This window comes from Acinetobacter sp. YH01025 (assembly GCF_013420185.1).
Classification (GTDB): domain Bacteria; phylum Pseudomonadota; class Gammaproteobacteria; order Pseudomonadales; family Moraxellaceae; genus Acinetobacter; species Acinetobacter indicus.
The window spans coordinates 297,118-312,393 of record NZ_VOYR01000003.1 but is presented as its reverse complement, the minus strand read 5'-3'; the positions used below and the strand labels follow the sequence as shown (position 1 = coordinate 312,393).

Genomic DNA, 15,276 nt, shown 5'->3' with positions numbered 1-15,276 from the left:
TGATAGAAGATAAATCCCACAATTTGGGGAAGAAAAGGCCCTGAAATGATGAATTTACCGCAAAAATGTGAAATATCTGCGAATTGGCAAGAATCGCCATCTGTAAATTTCATAAAACAATTGTGGATTTTATGGGCCTGGTCTTTATAATCATGCCATTTAGTACTTATCCTTGTGGGATCAAACACGATGACTGACTTAGTTCAGCAGTTGGCAAAAGAACTTGCCGTACGTCCAAATCAGGTAGAAGCTGCCATCAAACTCATTGATGAAGGTGCCAGTGTTCCTTTTATTGCACGTTACCGTAAAGAAGTAACGCAGGGCTTAGACGATACGCAACTTCGCCAGCTCGATACACGTTTAGCGTATTTGCGTGATTTGTTTGAACGCCGTGAAAAAGTGATTGAATCACTAAAAGAACAAAATAAATTATCTGATGATTTATTGGTACGTGTGAATGCGGCTGAAACTAAAAATGCCTTAGAAGAAATTTACGCGCCGTACCGTCCAAAACGTACCAGCAAATCTTTTAAAGCCAAAGAAGCCGGCTTGGGTCCAATCGCAGAGAAAATCTTTGCAGAAGCGATTGATCCAGCAGAAGCGCTTGCAGGCTTTAGCCATGAAGATTATCCAGACCTGGAAAGCCAGCTCGATGCCATTCAGCATATTTTAATTGATGACTGGGCGCAAAATATTGCACTCACCACAGAACTGAAAGCAACCTTCGCCAAAACCGCCGTGCTGAAAAGTCTGGTGGCCAGTGATGAGAAAAAAGAAGTTGGTAAAAAATTCCGTGATTACTTCGATTTCTCTGAAAGCCTGAACAAAGTACCATCGCACCGTTTACTGGCCATGCTGCGTGGCCGTCAGGAAAACGTGCTGGGCTTAAAAGTTGATGGTGAAGATGAAGCGCCACTGGCACGTATTGAAACCGAATACAACTTAGATGCCGTGCAGCCACAAGCGCGTCAGGACTATTTAAAGCAGACCGCAAAACTGTTCTGGCTCGGTAAAGTTCGCCCGACCATTGAGCATTCATTGCTGACTGAAAAACGTCTGGCGGCTGAAGCAGAAGCGATGCAGGTGTTTGCTGAAAACTTACGTCATCTGCTGCTGTCTGCACCTGCTGGTGCACGTACGACGCTGGGCGTTGACCCGGGCATCCGTACCGGTGTGAAACTGGCGGTAGTCAATGAATCAGGCGATGTATTGGCACACAGCACTATTTATCCATTTGCACCAAAAGATGATAAAGCCGGTTCATTAACGGAACTGGCGCGTCTTTGCCGTGAATTTAACGTCGATTTAATCGCGATTGGTAACGGTACCGCAAGCCGTGAAACTGAAGCGCTAGTGGCTGAAATGATGGCCGCGAATTCTGACCTGAAACTGACCCGTGTTTCGGTGTCTGAAGCAGGTGCTTCGGTTTATTCAGCTTCTGAACTGGCTTCACAAGAACTTCCAGAACTGGATGTGTCGATTCGTGGTGCAGTATCCATTGCCCGTCGTTTACAAGATCCATTGGCAGAGCTGGTGAAAATTGATCCGAAATCAATTGGTGTGGGTCAGTACCAGCACGACGTAAACCAGACCGGTTTGGCCAAAACCCTGGAAGCAGTGGTGGAAGACTGTGTGAACTCGGTGGGTGTGGATGTGAATACGGCATCTGCAGCAATTCTGGGTTATATCGCTGGTCTGAACAAATCAATTGCCCAGCAAATCGTGGACTTCCGTAAGGAAAATGGCCGTTTTGATAATCGTCAGGCCCTGAAAAAAGTGCCACGTTTAGGTGAGCGTACTTTTGAACAGGCGGCAGGTTTCTTGCGTATTCAAAATGGTTCTGAGCCTTTAGATGCCTCTGCGGTGCACCCGGAGTCGTATGCGCTGGTGTCTAAAATTGTCGAAGCCAAAGCGACCACAGTCAAAGATATTATTGGCAATACTGAAATTATCCGTCAGGTCAATGCAGAAGAATTTGTAGATGACCAGTTTGGTTTACCAACCATTCAGGACGTGCTGAGCGAACTTGAAAAGCCGGGCCGTGACCCGCGTCCGGAATTCCGTACCGCTAAATTCCGTGATGATATTACTGAAGTATCACAATTGTCTGAAGGCATGCAGCTAGAAGGTGTGGTCACCAATGTCACCAACTTCGGTGCCTTTGTAGATGTCGGTGTACATCAGGACGGTTTAGTCCATATTTCTGAACTGGCCAATGAATTCGTGTCTGATCCGCATAAAGTGGTGAAACCGGGTCAAATTGTTCAGGTGCGTGTTTTAACGGTAGATGTTGAGCGTAACCGTGTGAACCTGTCGATGCGTCCGGAAGGTGCTGCTGCAGCGAAAGCGCCACGTCAGCCACGCCGTGACCAAAATGAACAGCGTACTGAACGTAAGCCGCAGGGTAAACGTCCGCAACAGGCGCGTCCGCAGGGTGATCGTCCTCAGGGCAAAAAGTCGCAAGCGGCAAAACCACAAGACAATAAGATTGGTGGTTTAGGTGCATTGTTATTGCAAGCCGGGATTAAAGGTTCAAAGTAATCTTTAGCTCTGAAAAAACCTCCCAATTGGGAGGTTTTTTTATTGCCCTATTTAATTGACCATCGGCACAATCCAGCTACATAAAATCAGCATAATGCCCAAATGCCCCAGCTTGCGGGTAAAACTCACCAGTGGCGTAGGCGGCTGTTCCAGCTGTTTGGCATATTCCTGCAAACTCAGCTTATTGGCAGCTTTACTGGAAAATAAAAACACACCTAAATCAATACAGATCAGAATCGTGCCCACATCGGCAATCAATTCCATCAGCTCATAATCCTGATGATACAGCGCCATCGCCACCTGATAGCCCAGAAATAGGGCAAAGGCAAAACACCCATATTGCAGAATAAGGGAAAAGGTCCGCATAGTCTTACTTTAACTGTTCAAAATGAGGGGTTTTATAACATAAAAAGACCTGTCATTAGACAGGTCTTTAAAAGGATTGTTTTACCAGTGTTCACCCGGGAACAAACGGGCATACGCTTTTTGTACCCAGTTCAGCTTTTGTGGCTGACCCACCGAAGCCGATGAACTTGGGAACAGGTTATAACCAATCGACATCAGCTTGTTGTTAATATCCGGTGCAATCGCATAAGTAATTGAAGCCAAACGGCCTAAATGCGTGGCAATTTTTTTCGGACGTTTAACAATGGCATAGCAGATTAAATCGGCAGCCTGTTCTGGTGAAAGGGTAGGGACATATTTATACATCTTGGTCGGTGCGATCATTGGAGTGCGCACCAGCGGCATATAAATGGAGGTAATTGCAATATTGTGTGAATGTACTTCGGCCGATAGACAGCGGCTAAAAGCATCCAATGCGGCTTTAGAGGCAACATAAGCCGAGAAACGGGTCGCGTTGGCCAATACGCCAATCGAGCTGATGTTAATAATCTGGCCGCTACGACGTACCATCATTTGTGGCAGGATATTCATCACCAGACGCACGGCACCAAAATAATTCAGCTGCATGGTGCGTTCAAAATCGTGGAAACGGTCTAAAGATTCATGCACGGCACGACGGATTGAACGTCCGGCATTGTTAACTAAAATATCAATATGATCGACAGACGCTAAAATATCTTTTGAAGTCTGGTCAATGGCTTCCCAATCGTTTAAATCACACGGGAAAATAGATGCTTTGCCACCTTTGGCTTCAATCTCTGCTTTGACCTGCTCCAGGGTTTCCTGGGTACGTGCCACCAGCAGTACATGCGCTCCCGCCTCTGCCAGACGATAAGCGGTGGTCAGTCCGATACCACTGGATGCACCGGTAATCAGTACGGTTTTTCCATTTACTTTTTTCTTGAAAAGTTTCTCTAGTTTTGCCTTCACACTCGTATCCCTGCTTGATTAAAAGATCAGACTCAATGGTCTTTGTTATTTGAATTTTTGCGCCCAATCTCATTGGTTCGGGCTGTTATGATGGGCATTATAATAACCGAAGTTTAAAAAAAAGCTATAAAATAAGTGCTTGAAATTGAAAGTTATTTTAGAGTAATTGCTCTAATGGGGTGTTTTGGTGGATTGGTAAATTCTGCTTAAAATTTTTCGACAAAGCAAGTCCTTGTTTCTATGTTTAAAAAGCAAAAAGTCTGCCATTGCAGCGCAAAAGCAGACCGTTTGTCGTGAAATTGCAATAATTAGACGCTAGCCAGTGCCTGCTCCAGATCGGCAATCAAATCATCAATATGTTCAATGCCAATCGACAGGCGCACCATATCTTCACTTACCCCCGCCGCTTTCAGCTCTTCATCATTTAATTGTCGATGCGTTGTTGTAGCCGGGTGGCAGGCCAGACTCTTGGCATCGCCAATATTGACTAAACGGGTAAACAGTTGCAGCGCATCAATAAAGCGGGTGCCGCCTTCACGGCCATCTTGCACACCAAAGGATAGAATCGCAGACGGTTTGCCTTTAACATATTTTTGCGCCAGCGCATGTTGTGGATGATCTTTTAAGCCGGCGTAATTGACCCATTTCACTTTAGGGTGCTGCTGCAAATATTCCGCCACTTTTTGGGCATTTTCGGTATGACGTTCCATGCGCAGGCTTAAGGTTTCCAGTCCTTGTAGAATCAGGAAAACATTATGCGGGCTAATCGCTGCACCGGTATTGCGTAGCGGCACCACGCGGGCGCGGGCAATAAAGGCCGCTTCGCCCAAGGCTTCGACATAATTCACCCCGTGATAGCTTGGGTCAGGGGTATTTAGAGATTTAAAACGTTCAGGATATTTGCCCCACGGGAATTTACCGCTATCGACAATAATTCCACCAATCGAAGTGCCATGGCCGCCAATATATTTGGTCAGTGAATGCACCACAATATCGGCACCAAAATCAAAGGATTTTTGCAGCACCGGTGTGGCCACCGTGTTATCCACCACCACCGGAATGCCATATTCATGCGCAATTTGGGAGATGGCTTCTAAATCAATAATATTGCCGAGCGGATTACCAATGGATTCCACAAAAACCAGTTTGGTTTTGTCATCAATTAGTTCGCGTAAGGCTTCCGGGTTCTGATAATCAAAGAAACGGACTTCGACGCCCTGTTTGGGCAACGTATGTGCGAACAGGTTGTAGGTACCGCCATACAGGGTTGAAACCGATGCAATATTATCGCCGGCTTCGGCCAGAGTCTGAATGGTATAGGTAATTGCCGCCATCCCCGATGCGAGTGCCAGCGCACCAATCCCGCCTTCGAGCGCTGCCACGCGTTGTTCCAGCACTGCCGTGGTCGGGTTCATGATACGGGTATAAATATTGCCTTGTACTTTTAAATCGAACAGATCGGCACCGTGCTGGGTATTGTCAAAGGCATAAGAGGTGGTCTGGTAAATGGGTACTGCCACAGCTTTGGTGGTCGGTTCAGGGGTGTAGCCAGCATGAATGGCCAAAGTTTCAGCTTTATACGTCATTTTTCGTTCATCTTGCGTGAGTTATATTTTGATCAAGTGTAGCAGGTCTATTTATGAAATAAAGAGGGAAATATCTGCAATAATTATCTTTAAATTTCATAAAGACGCCCTCATTTTAAAATTTCAACGGCGGATAAGGCTGCAATGTATGCCTGAATTTTGGGCACTTTAAAGAGTTGTAACAAAGCGTGGAAGATGAGGCCGATCCCTTATCTTTTTCTGGCTTTCAGGTATAATAGCCGATTATTTTTTCGCTCATTTGAGTAGGGGTGGCGGTTTTGCCCCCGAAATTGGTTTTTCTATTGAGGAGTCCTACGTGGCCCAATATATTTATACGATGAACCGAGTGTCGAAGATGGTTCCGCCGAAGCGCGAAATCTTAAAAGACATCTCTTTATCATTTTTCCCAGGCGCAAAAATTGGTGTGCTTGGTCTAAACGGTGCAGGTAAATCGACCTTGCTTCGTATTATGGCGGGCGTAGATAAAGATTTCTCTGGTGAAGCACGTGCACAGCCAGGAATTAAAATCGGCTACCTTGAGCAAGAACCACCGCTCGATCCAACCAAAGACGTTCGTGGTAACGTGGAAGATGGCGTACGTGAAGCGCTTGATGCATTGGCGCGTCTGGACGAAGTATTCGCTGAATATGCAGCTGAAGATGCAGACTTTGATGCGCTTGCAAAAGAGCAGGAAAAGCTGGAAGCCATTATTCAGACTTGGGATGCGCACAACCTGAATAACCAGCTGGAGCAAGCCGCAGCGGCATTAAACCTGCCAGCATGGGATGCAGATGTGACTAAGCTTTCAGGTGGTGAGCGCCGTCGTGTGGCACTGTGCCGTTTGCTATTGTCTAAACCAGACATGCTGCTGCTGGACGAACCGACGAACCATTTAGATGCTTCATCTGTAGCCTGGTTAGAACGTTTCTTAAAAGACTTCCCGGGCACCATCGTGGCGATTACGCACGACCGTTACTTCCTTGATAACGTTGCCGAGTGGATTCTGGAGCTTGACCGCGGACATGGTATTCCATATCAAGGCAACTATTCGTCTTGGTTAGAGCAAAAGAACGCGCGTTTAGAGCAAGAGCAGAAGCAGGAAGAATCTTTTGCGAAGGCATTGAAAAAAGAACTTGAATGGGTTCGTTCAAATGCTAAAGGTCAGCAAAAGAAAAACAAAGCGCGTATGGAGCGTTTTGAAGAGCTGAACTCACGCGAATTCCAGCAGCGTAACGAAACTTCTGAAATCTACATTCCACCTGGTCCACGTTTGGGTAACAAGGTCGTTGAGGTTGAAGGCATCAGCAAGTCATTTGGTGATCGTACCCTGTATAAAGATTTAACCTTCACTGTACCACCTGCAGCAATTGTCGGTATTGTGGGTGAGAACGGTGCAGGTAAAACCACACTGTTCCGTATGATGACCGGTGAAGAGCAACCAGATACCGGTACGGTAACACTGGGTGAATCGGTTAAAGTCGCTTACGTGGGTCAGATTCGTGACACGCTAGATGACAACAAAACCGTGTGGGAAGAAGTGTCTGGCGGTTTAGACATCTTACGTATTGGTGAATACGAAATTGCGTCACGTGCTTATATTGGTCGCTTTAACTTTAAAGGCCAAGATCAGCAAAAACGTGTTGGTCAATTGTCAGGTGGTGAGCGTAACCGTTTACAACTGGCAAAAATCCTGCAAATGGGCGCTAACGTCATCCTGCTCGATGAACCGTCAAACGACCTGGACATCGAAACTTTACGTGCGCTTGAAGATGCAATTCTGGTCTTCCCGGGTACCGTGATGGTGATCTCGCATGACCGTTGGTTCCTGGACCGTATTGCAACGCACATCTTGTCATTCGAAGGTGAAACCCCTGAATTCTTCACTGGTAACTATGCGGAGTTCGAAGAATACCGTCGTAAACGTGATGGTGATGACCTGATTACCAAGCGTCAGAAATATCGCAAAATTGGTGGTTAATCCCATCTAAATAAAAAACCAGCCTTCGGGCTGGTTTTTTTATGTAGTTTGAATAGAGAGCTATAAAGAGATGGGTATTATCCTGGTCGCGCTATATAGATATAGAAGGAAGGCGTGTAGCGATCGCAGGAAGTGTGCAATACTTTTAGCACTTCATTGAAGGAGATGATTTTTTACCTTTTTATAATCATGGGCTGGCGTTGGGAGCTATCCTGATCAACGCCAGATGCAGCTTTGTTTGAATCAATGAGAAAAATCAGATTTCCCACTCATGGTTGCATTCGCGGCATTTCCATTTCTTCTGGTTTTGCATAAAAGCCTGCATTGAAATTTTAAAATCTGGCAAATCACGATAGAACATGAAGCCAGCAATTAAACAGATCACAAAGACAATTACGGTTGCTGTTTGCAGGGTAGTGCCCGCACCATCACCAAAAATCCACATGGCAATACTAATCAGCACCAGCAGCAATAAAATAAAAATGGCTGGAATCAGAAATACCAGGCTTTTTGGCACCACCGGACGTGGAGCTGCTTGGCCTGCTTGCGCAACAGGCATGATTTTCGGGCTTTGACACTTCGGGCAACGGTATTGCATTACAACTCCAAAATTCTAATCTGTGGTTTATTTTAATCGGAATACATCAGAAAGCAAAAAAGCACAGCAAAATAAAACAACAGGCAATAAAAAACCCAAGTCATAATGCTTGGGTTTTTTATCAGATCACTTTAAAAGTGAGCTTAAATATGGCGTCCCTACGGGGATTCGAACCCCGGTTACCGCCGTGAAAGGGCGATGTCCTAGGCCTCTAGACGATAGGGACTTATTGAGGCAACACAATTATGAAACCATGGTGGAGCCAAGCGGGATCGAACCGCTGACCTCTACAATGCCATTGTAGCGCTCTACCAACTGAGCTATGGCCCCAGTCTGTGTGAGCGCTATATTATGAAGATAATGCTCACACGTCAACAAAAAACTGCATTAACTTGCATCAACTGCATCATTTTTCGGCAATTTTAAGCTTTCATTGAGTTTTTCCCAAGCTTTTAGCTCTTTTTTGCTTGGTCCGCCCACAATTTCCAGCGCATGGCGCAGGCGGGCAAAAGTTAAATCCGGACCAATAGTGACCATGGTCTGCATCACTGGCGTAGAGGCAGTTGAACCGGCAATGGCAATAAAGAATGCCGGCATAAAGTCGCGCAGTTTAATTTCCATTTGTGCGGCCAGGTCCATTAAGGTCTGGCTCACGGTGTCATTGTTCCAGGTGAACAGACTTTCCAGACGCCAGATGGCAAACTGCAAGCTTTGACGAACCTGTTCTTCAGACAGTTTTTTATTTTCAAACTGTTCTTTTGAAAGTGTCGGGAAATGGTTGAAGTAGTGCGCAGACCAGTTCACGGCTTCAGATAATAAGTTGATACGTGGCTGAATCGCGGCAGCAATTTCTTCCAGTTTGGCACGATCAGCTTTCCAGGCTAACAAGGTATCCAGCAGTTCAGCCGGAGAAAGGGCTTTAATCCACTGACCGTTGAGCCAGTTCAGTTTTTCCACATCAAAGATTGGACCGCCCAAAGACACACGGTTGATGTCAAAGTGTTCAATCATTTCTGCCAGGGTGAATTTTTCACGCTCGTCTGGCATTGACCAGCCCATGCGGCCCAAATAGTTCAGCAAGGCTTCTGGCAGTACGCCAATGTCTTTATAGTAGTTGATTGAAGTCGGGTTCTTGCGTTTTGACAGTTTGGATTTGTCCGGGTTACGCAGCAGCGGCATGTGGCACAGTACTGGCATATCCCAGCCAAAGTATTGATACAGCAACTGATGTTTTGGTGCTGATGGAATCCATTCTTCACCACGAATGACGTGGGTGATTTGCATTAAATGGTCATCGACCACGTTGGCTAAATGATAGGTTGGCAGGCCATCAGTTTTCAGCAGAATCTGCATGTCGACTTGCGCCCAAGGAATTTCCACTTCACCGCGCAGCATGTCGTTAAATTTGCAGATGCCTTCGGTTGGAATTTTCATGCGGATTACATGTGGTTCGCCTGCCGCCAGACGACGCTGAACTTCTTCGGCAGAAAGCTGTAAACCGCGACCGTCATAACGTGGAGATTCGCCACGTGCTTGCTGTTCAGCACGCATCTGGTCCAGTTCTTCTGCAGTCGCGAAGCAGTAGAAGGCATGACCTTTTTCAACCAGTTCCAGGGCATACTGTTTATAGATGTCCATACGCTCCGATTGACGGTATGGCGCATGTGGGCCACCCACATCTGGACCTTCTGACCAGTTCAGGCCTAACCAGCGCAAAGAATCAAGAATCATTTGTTCAGATTCAGGGGTCGAGCGCAGCTGGTCGGTATCTTCAATACGCAAAATAAACTCGCCGCCATGCTGTTTGGCAAAGCACAGGTTAAACAAGGCAATATATGCAGTGCCTACATGCGGAAAACCGGTAGGAGAAGGAGCAATACGGGTACGAACAGTCATAATCAGTAATGAGTCAGAATGTAAATTGGAATCTATTATAACGAAAAAGCCTGATCACTTAATGCTTTATTCTGCATTCGATGATCAGGCTGCAACAGCACGCGGCTTGAGGGGGAATCAGTCGCGCGCAGGTTCAGTTCAATCCGGTCAATTAAGACTGGTTCGAGCTGAAGAAGGATTGTACAAAACGGCTAAAACGCTGGTTTTGTGAAGCAAAGAAATTCTGGGTTGGCGCTGCTTTAATTGACGTCATCATTTTCAGGTCATTATCGGCTTGCAGCTTGTCTGTTTTGGTGGTGCCTAACTGTTCTTTTTGCTGCAACAGGGCTTTTTCAATGAGGGAAGGTTTTGCTGGCGTCATTTTCACCGCAGTATGGGTATTTTTAACCACTGCCGTATGGCTGGTTTGCGCCATCAGGCCCAATCCTAAACTTAAATACAGTACATAGACTGACTGTTTCATCCTGATACTCCCCCAAACTGGTTTTGGATTTAATTTTTTTACGTTGTGGCTACTATATAACCACAGATAAAATGTAAAAAGTAAGAACTGCATCACACTTTTTACAAAAATATAAAAAATGTCAGGCTGCTGGTTACTTCTATTCACATTTCGCTGTTGAGTACATGTTTTAGCAAATAACTGTGAAGAGAAAGTGAAGATCAGCAACAAAACTTATCTTATATCATATTTTTTTATATATAATTATGCAAGTTTCGCATTTTATTGATATGTAACTGGGTATTTAGGTGAATGGATCAAGCGCGGGCTATCTCATCTTAATCTTGCTTTAAATCAGCACGGTTTGCCAAGCGTCTGAAAGCCGGGTTTATTCATATTTTTGAATATCTATTCCATAAAAAGCTATAACCTGATTTTGGCCCATCGGTTATGCTGCTTTTTAAAAGAAAAACAAATGATTAAAAGAAAAAATTGCCCATCTTAAAACGAAAGTAAAAATTTTTCTGAATTGCGATTTATGATTTTATTTCATATAGTTAGCATTAATGTAGATAACCTATTTGTGCTGTCATGAAATCTCAAATTAAAGCTTTATTTTCAGCGGCTTTGCTGGCAACCGGCCTTGCGGCAACAGTCAATTCTGCCCAGGCAGCAGATCGTCAATTTTTAAACGTGTCTTATGATGCGACACGCGAATTCTATGATGAATTTAATGCCTCGTTTGGTGATTACTGGAAAAAGCGCACCGGTTTAAGCGTGAATTTCAAGCAGTCTCATGGCGGTTCAGGCAAACAGGCGCGTTCAGTGGTCGATGGCCTGAAAGGTGATGTGGTGACTTTGGCACTGGCCAACGATATTGAAGAAATCGTCAGATCGGGTCAAATCCAGCCGGGTTGGCAAAAAGAGTTCCCGCATAACTCGGCACCATATACCTCAACCATCGTATTTATGGTGCGTAAGGGCAATCCAAAGCACATCAAAGACTGGACCGATTTAACCAAACCGGGCGTACAGATTATTACCCCAAACCCGAAAACCGGTGGTCTGCCACGTTGGGTATACCTGTCTGCATGGGGCTATGCATTGAAACAGCCGGGTGGCAATGAAGCCAAAGCCAAAGATTTTGTCAGCAAGATGTATCACAACGTTAAAGTGATGGACTCTGCAGCACGTGCCTCAATGACCACTTTCGCAGAACGTGGTATTGGCGATGTACTGCTGACCTGGGAAAACGAAGCGCTGGTGACCCTGAAAACCTTGGGTAAAGACAAGTTCGATATTGTTTATCCATCGATGTCGATTTTAACCGAGCCTTCAGTGGCAATTGTTGACCGTACCGTAGAGCGTAATGGCAACAAGTGGCTGGCAACTGGTTATATCAACTATTTATATTCACCGTTGGGTCAGGAAATGGCAGCCAAACATTTCTATCGTCCACGCAATGAAAAGGTACTGGCCAAGTATGCGCATCAGTTCCCGAAATTGAAAACCTTCACCATTGATGAAGTATTTGGTGGCTGGGCCAAAGCACAGCAAACCCACTTTGCGAACGGCGCCATCTTCGACCAGATTTATAGCAGCAAGCGTTAATCATCTGCGGACTGGTTAAAAAATAAATTCAAACAGCCTCCTTGTGAGGCTTTTTGAATATTTGGCAAAATCACAAAACGGTTTTCTCTATGAAAAGTAATATTTCTGTACAAAAAGTCGTTTGGAGCTTTGTCAAAACAAGGTAATAATGTGCAGTTAAATTTTGGCTGTATTGATTGAATCCCTATGTCGCATATTTCTGTATTACTCCACGAAACTGTTGATGCCTTGCTGGCAGAACGCAATACAGGAATTTATGTCGATGGCACCTTTGGCCGCGGCGGGCATACCCGTTTATTGCTGTCCAAATTAGATGAACATGCGCGTGTGTATGCCTTTGATAAAGACCCACAAGCCTTAGCGGTTGCAGCAGAACTGGAACAGCAAGATCCGCGGTTTAAAATTATTCATGCCAGCTTTGCCGATTTAAAGCAGGAACTGGCCGCACGTGGTATTGAACAGGTCGATGGCGTGATGGCCGACCTGGGCGTATCGTCTCCGCAGCTGGATCAGGCTGAACGCGGTTTTAGCTTTATGCAGGATGGCCCGCTGGATATGCGTATGGACAACTCGCAAGGTGAAACCGCGGCAGAGTGGCTGCTGCAGATTGAAGAAGAAGCACTGGCCAATATTATTTTTAAATATGGCGAAGAACGTTATAGCCGCCGTATAGCTAAAGCCATTAAAAACGCCGGTTTGATTGAAACCACCGGCCAGCTGGCCGAAATTGTAAAAACTGCCCATCCAAAATGGGAAAAGCATAAACATCCGGCAACGCGAACATTTCAGGCCATTCGTATTGCTATTAATAAAGAATTAGAAGATATTGATATTTTCTTGCCTCAGGCCGTGGAAGTGCTGAAGCCTGAAGGCCGTCTGGCGGTCATTAGCTTCCACTCTTTAGAGGACCGTTTGATTAAACAGTTTATTCAAAAAGAATCAAGCTTGGCAGAAGATACCGGTTGGGGGCTGCCGCAAGTACAACAAGATACCCGCCGTTTAAAAAAGATTGCTCGTATCCGTGCGAGTGAAGAGGAAGTCAAAGCCAATCCGCGTTCACGCAGTGCGTGGCTGCGTGTGGCTGAAAAGTTAGCTTGAACAGGCGAAGAATGAAAACCAAAGCAGTTGAAAACAATACAGAACAGTCACGACTGAAAAAAATGGTCGTCTATTTGATTTTGTTGGCCCTGGTGTTTATCAGTGCGCTCATGGTGGTCTTTCAGGTGTTTGAATATCGACATGATTATCGTCAGCTCAGTTCTTTTATGCGTGAGCGCGATGATCTCAATGCCGAGTGGGGCCGTCTGCTGATTGAACAGCAGACCTTTGGTGCCACCGCCCAGATCGGGACACGTGCCGTAACCCAGTTACGCATGTATTCACCACCCACCGCACAAACTGTGGTGATTTCATTGCCGACGACTTCAGAACAGAAACAATAGGGCTGGCTGTACATGGTAAATTCGCGTAAGAAGCAAACAGGTAAAAAACAGCAGTCTGTTACCCAAAAAAGCAGTTTAAATGTCGATATGTGGCGCTTCTACCTGATGTGGGGAACGGTGCTGCTGGTCTTTGTGGCGCTGGTCTGCCGGGCCTTTTATGTGCAGATTATCAATCATGATTTTCTGCAGAATAAGGCCAATGCCAATATTCTAAGAACTGAAAAACTCAAAGCCATGCGCGGCGTGATTTACGACCGGCATGGCGTGCCTTTGGCGATTAGTACCCCCATCATGAAAGTGGTGATTGATCCGCGTGATTATTTTGAGGCCAAAGAGCTGTATGACGACACCATGGCCGAGCTGGCCAAAGACCCGAATAACCGCAAACTCAAGCGTCAACTGCCCAATAAAAACCTGAATCTGGATGAACTGGCCGATGCGGTGGGCATGGACCGTCAGGAATTGCATCAGAAAATGCATGAGCGTCCGCGTTCGCGTTATCTGGTGCTGCAAAAAGAAGTACCGCCACAGCAGGCGGAGCTGATCCTGAAGCGCAACTTCCAGGGTGTCTATACCGAGAAAAACTATAAGCGTTATTATCCGCAGCCACAGCCGAATGCCCAGATTATTGGCCTGACCAATAGTGAAGGCACCGGGATTGAAGGTCTGGAAATGCAGCTGAACAGCCGTCTGGCTGGGGTCGATGGCGAACAGCAAATTATCCGTGATAAACGTGGTAACCGGGTTAAAGATCCGGAAGTGATTAAAGAAGTCGAGCACGGTGAAAATATCACTTTAAGTATCGACTCGCGCCTGCAATACATCATGTATCGTGAACTGACCGCTGCCGGCGTGGCCAATAATGCCCGTTCTGCCACAGCCATTGCAGTCGATGTGAAAACCGGTGAAATTCTAGCCATGACCAGCTGGCCATCGTATAACCCGAATGACAAAAAGGGCCTGGAGAACAAAGATGCCATGCGTAACCGCGGGGCAGTCGATTCCTTTGAGCCGGGCTCGACCATGAAGCCATTTACCGTGGCCATGGCGCTGGAAAGTGGTAAATATTCGGCCAATACTGTGGTCAATTTAGGGGGTGGTTCGATGCGTGTTGGTAACCATACCATCCGTGATACCCGCAATTATGGCAATTTGACCCTGGCTGGCATTATCCAGAAATCGTCTAACGTCGGCGTGGCGAAAATTGCCCTGTCTTTGCCCTATTCAACCTTGCCCACCTTCTATAAACGCTTGGGCTTTGGCCAGCGTTCGGCTGTGAAATTCCCGGGTGAAAGTGCCGGCCTGATTTTACCGCCAAGCAAGTGGAATGTCTCTGAAGTGGCAACCATGTCCTATGGTTATGGTCTGAATGCGACCGTGCTGCAACTGGTCGATGCCTATGCCATGATTGCCAATCAGGGCAAAAAACTGCCGCTGAGTCTGTATAAGTTGGAAGGCGAAGTGCAGGGCGAGCAGATTCTTGACCCGAAAATTGCCGAGCAGGTTCTGCTGATGATGGAAGCGGTGACTTTACCGGGCGGTACGGCGCGTCAGGCCAATATTCCGGGTTATCGTGTTGCCGGTAAAACCGGTACCGCACATAAATTGCGTGCCGACCGCAAAGGCTATTCGCAAAATGAATACCGCGCCCTGTTTGCCGGAATTGCACCGGTCAGTGACCCGCGTCTGGCCATGTTTGTGGTGGTAGAAAACCCGACCGGTCAATACTATGGCGGTCTGGTCGCTGCGCCAGTGTTTGCACGGGTGATGCAGGAATCCTTACGTTTAATGAATGTACCTTTAGATAAACCTTTAGATACAGCACAAATCCAGTAAATAGGTGATGA

11 protein-coding genes, 2 tRNA genes and 1 pseudogene are annotated in these 15,276 nt (G+C 46.2%); 6 read left to right on the top strand and 8 right to left on the bottom strand.

Annotation, left to right across the window (positions count from 1 at the left end; translation table 11 throughout):
- The first annotated feature begins 189 nt into the window (after nt 1-189).
- Entirely contained in the window at nt 190-2,541 is a 2,352-nt protein-coding gene (locus FTT89_RS05605) for a Tex family protein (RefSeq protein ID WP_180172756.1), read from the top strand.
- Nucleotides 2,542-2,592: 51 nt separating this feature from the next.
- Here the strand turns inward: FTT89_RS05605 and FTT89_RS05600 are convergent, their stop codons facing one another.
- The 3 genes from FTT89_RS05600 to FTT89_RS05590 all read right to left on the bottom strand — a co-directional run bounded on the left by FTT89_RS05600 (nt 2,593) and on the right by FTT89_RS05590 (nt 5,462).
- A complete protein-coding gene (locus FTT89_RS05600; RefSeq protein WP_005180556.1) occupies nt 2,593-2,907 on the bottom strand; it encodes a hypothetical protein in 315 nt (104 codons plus the stop codon).
- A gap of 81 nt (nt 2,908-2,988) precedes the next feature.
- Complete coding sequence (locus FTT89_RS05595) at nt 2,989-3,876, bottom strand: SDR family NAD(P)-dependent oxidoreductase (protein ID WP_005180554.1); 888 nt, start codon at nt 3,874-3,876, stop codon at nt 2,989-2,991.
- Nucleotides 3,877-4,184: 308 nt separating this feature from the next.
- A complete protein-coding gene (locus tag FTT89_RS05590; protein WP_005180552.1) occupies nt 4,185-5,462 on the bottom strand; it encodes an O-acetylhomoserine aminocarboxypropyltransferase/cysteine synthase family protein in 1,278 nt (425 codons plus the stop codon).
- A gap of 316 nt (nt 5,463-5,778) precedes the next feature.
- Between FTT89_RS05590 and ettA the strand changes: the two genes are divergently transcribed.
- Nucleotides 5,779-7,440 (top strand): energy-dependent translational throttle protein EttA, encoded by a 1,662-nt coding sequence (ettA, locus tag FTT89_RS05585; RefSeq protein ID WP_005180550.1) that lies wholly within the window; start codon nt 5,779-5,781, stop codon nt 7,438-7,440.
- 256 nt (nt 7,441-7,696) lie between these two features.
- Here ettA and FTT89_RS05580 read toward each other — a convergent pair whose 3' ends face one another.
- The 5 genes from FTT89_RS05580 to FTT89_RS05560 all read right to left on the bottom strand — a co-directional run bounded on the left by FTT89_RS05580 (nt 7,697) and on the right by FTT89_RS05560 (nt 10,397).
- Entirely contained in the window at nt 7,697-8,038 is a 342-nt protein-coding gene (locus tag FTT89_RS05580) for a hypothetical protein (protein ID WP_005180548.1), read from the bottom strand.
- Between the two features lie 150 nt (nt 8,039-8,188).
- Nucleotides 8,189-8,264, bottom strand: a tRNA-Glu gene (locus FTT89_RS05575).
- Nucleotides 8,265-8,292: 28 nt separating this feature from the next.
- Nucleotides 8,293-8,368, bottom strand: a tRNA-Ala gene (locus FTT89_RS05570).
- Between the two features lie 57 nt (nt 8,369-8,425).
- Nucleotides 8,426-9,934, bottom strand: a complete 1,509-nt coding sequence (gltX, locus tag FTT89_RS05565) for a glutamate--tRNA ligase (RefSeq protein ID WP_016658437.1) — start codon at nt 9,932-9,934, stop codon at nt 8,426-8,428.
- 151 nt (nt 9,935-10,085) lie between these two features.
- On the bottom strand, nt 10,086-10,397 hold the full coding sequence (locus FTT89_RS05560) for a hypothetical protein (protein WP_180172755.1): 312 nt from the start codon (nt 10,395-10,397) through the stop codon (nt 10,086-10,088).
- Between the two features lie 570 nt (nt 10,398-10,967).
- On the opposite strand from FTT89_RS05560, the gene FTT89_RS05555 reads away from it, so the two are divergent.
- From FTT89_RS05555 to ftsI, 4 genes and pseudogenes are all read left to right on the top strand, one after another.
- A complete protein-coding gene (locus FTT89_RS05555) occupies nt 10,968-11,987 on the top strand; it encodes a sulfate ABC transporter substrate-binding protein (protein WP_005180543.1) in 1,020 nt (339 codons plus the stop codon).
- A gap of 186 nt (nt 11,988-12,173) precedes the next feature.
- Nucleotides 12,174-13,085 carry a 16S rRNA (cytosine(1402)-N(4))-methyltransferase RsmH gene (rsmH, locus tag FTT89_RS05550; RefSeq protein ID WP_005180541.1) on the top strand — a complete coding sequence of 304 codons (912 nt, stop codon included), beginning with the start codon at nt 12,174-12,176 and terminating at the stop codon, nt 13,083-13,085.
- 11 nt (nt 13,086-13,096) lie between these two features.
- Nucleotides 13,097-13,429 carry a cell division protein FtsL gene (ftsL, locus tag FTT89_RS05545; protein ID WP_005180539.1) on the top strand — a complete coding sequence of 111 codons (333 nt, stop codon included), beginning with the start codon at nt 13,097-13,099 and terminating at the stop codon, nt 13,427-13,429.
- 12 nt (nt 13,430-13,441) lie between these two features.
- Nucleotides 13,442-15,273: pseudogene (gene ftsI / locus FTT89_RS05540) on the top strand (penicillin-binding protein PBP3).
- Nucleotides 15,274-15,276: the final 3 nt, after the last annotated feature.

Bases quoted from the DNA above. Each gene is read 5' to 3' on its own strand.
- FTT89_RS05580 (WP_005180548.1), bottom strand. From the start codon at position 8,038: ATGCAATACCGTTGCCCGAAGTGTCAAAGCCCGAAAATCATGCCTGTT.
- ftsL (WP_005180539.1), top strand. From the start codon at position 13,097: ATGAAAACCAAAGCAGTTGAAAACAATACAGAACAGTCACGACTGAAA.
- FTT89_RS05600 (WP_005180556.1), bottom strand. From the start codon at position 2,907: ATGCGGACCTTTTCCCTTATTCTGCAATATGGGTGTTTTGCCTTTGCC.
- gltX (WP_016658437.1), bottom strand. From the start codon at position 9,934: ATGACTGTTCGTACCCGTATTGCTCCTTCTCCTACCGGTTTTCCGCAT.
- FTT89_RS05605 (WP_180172756.1), top strand. From the start codon at position 190: ATGACTGACTTAGTTCAGCAGTTGGCAAAAGAACTTGCCGTACGTCCA.
- FTT89_RS05555 (WP_005180543.1), top strand. From the start codon at position 10,968: ATGAAATCTCAAATTAAAGCTTTATTTTCAGCGGCTTTGCTGGCAACC.
- FTT89_RS05590 (WP_005180552.1), bottom strand. From the start codon at position 5,462: ATGACGTATAAAGCTGAAACTTTGGCCATTCATGCTGGCTACACCCCT.
- rsmH (WP_005180541.1), top strand. From the start codon at position 12,174: ATGTCGCATATTTCTGTATTACTCCACGAAACTGTTGATGCCTTGCTG.
- FTT89_RS05560 (WP_180172755.1), bottom strand. From the start codon at position 10,397: ATGAAACAGTCAGTCTATGTACTGTATTTAAGTTTAGGATTGGGCCTG.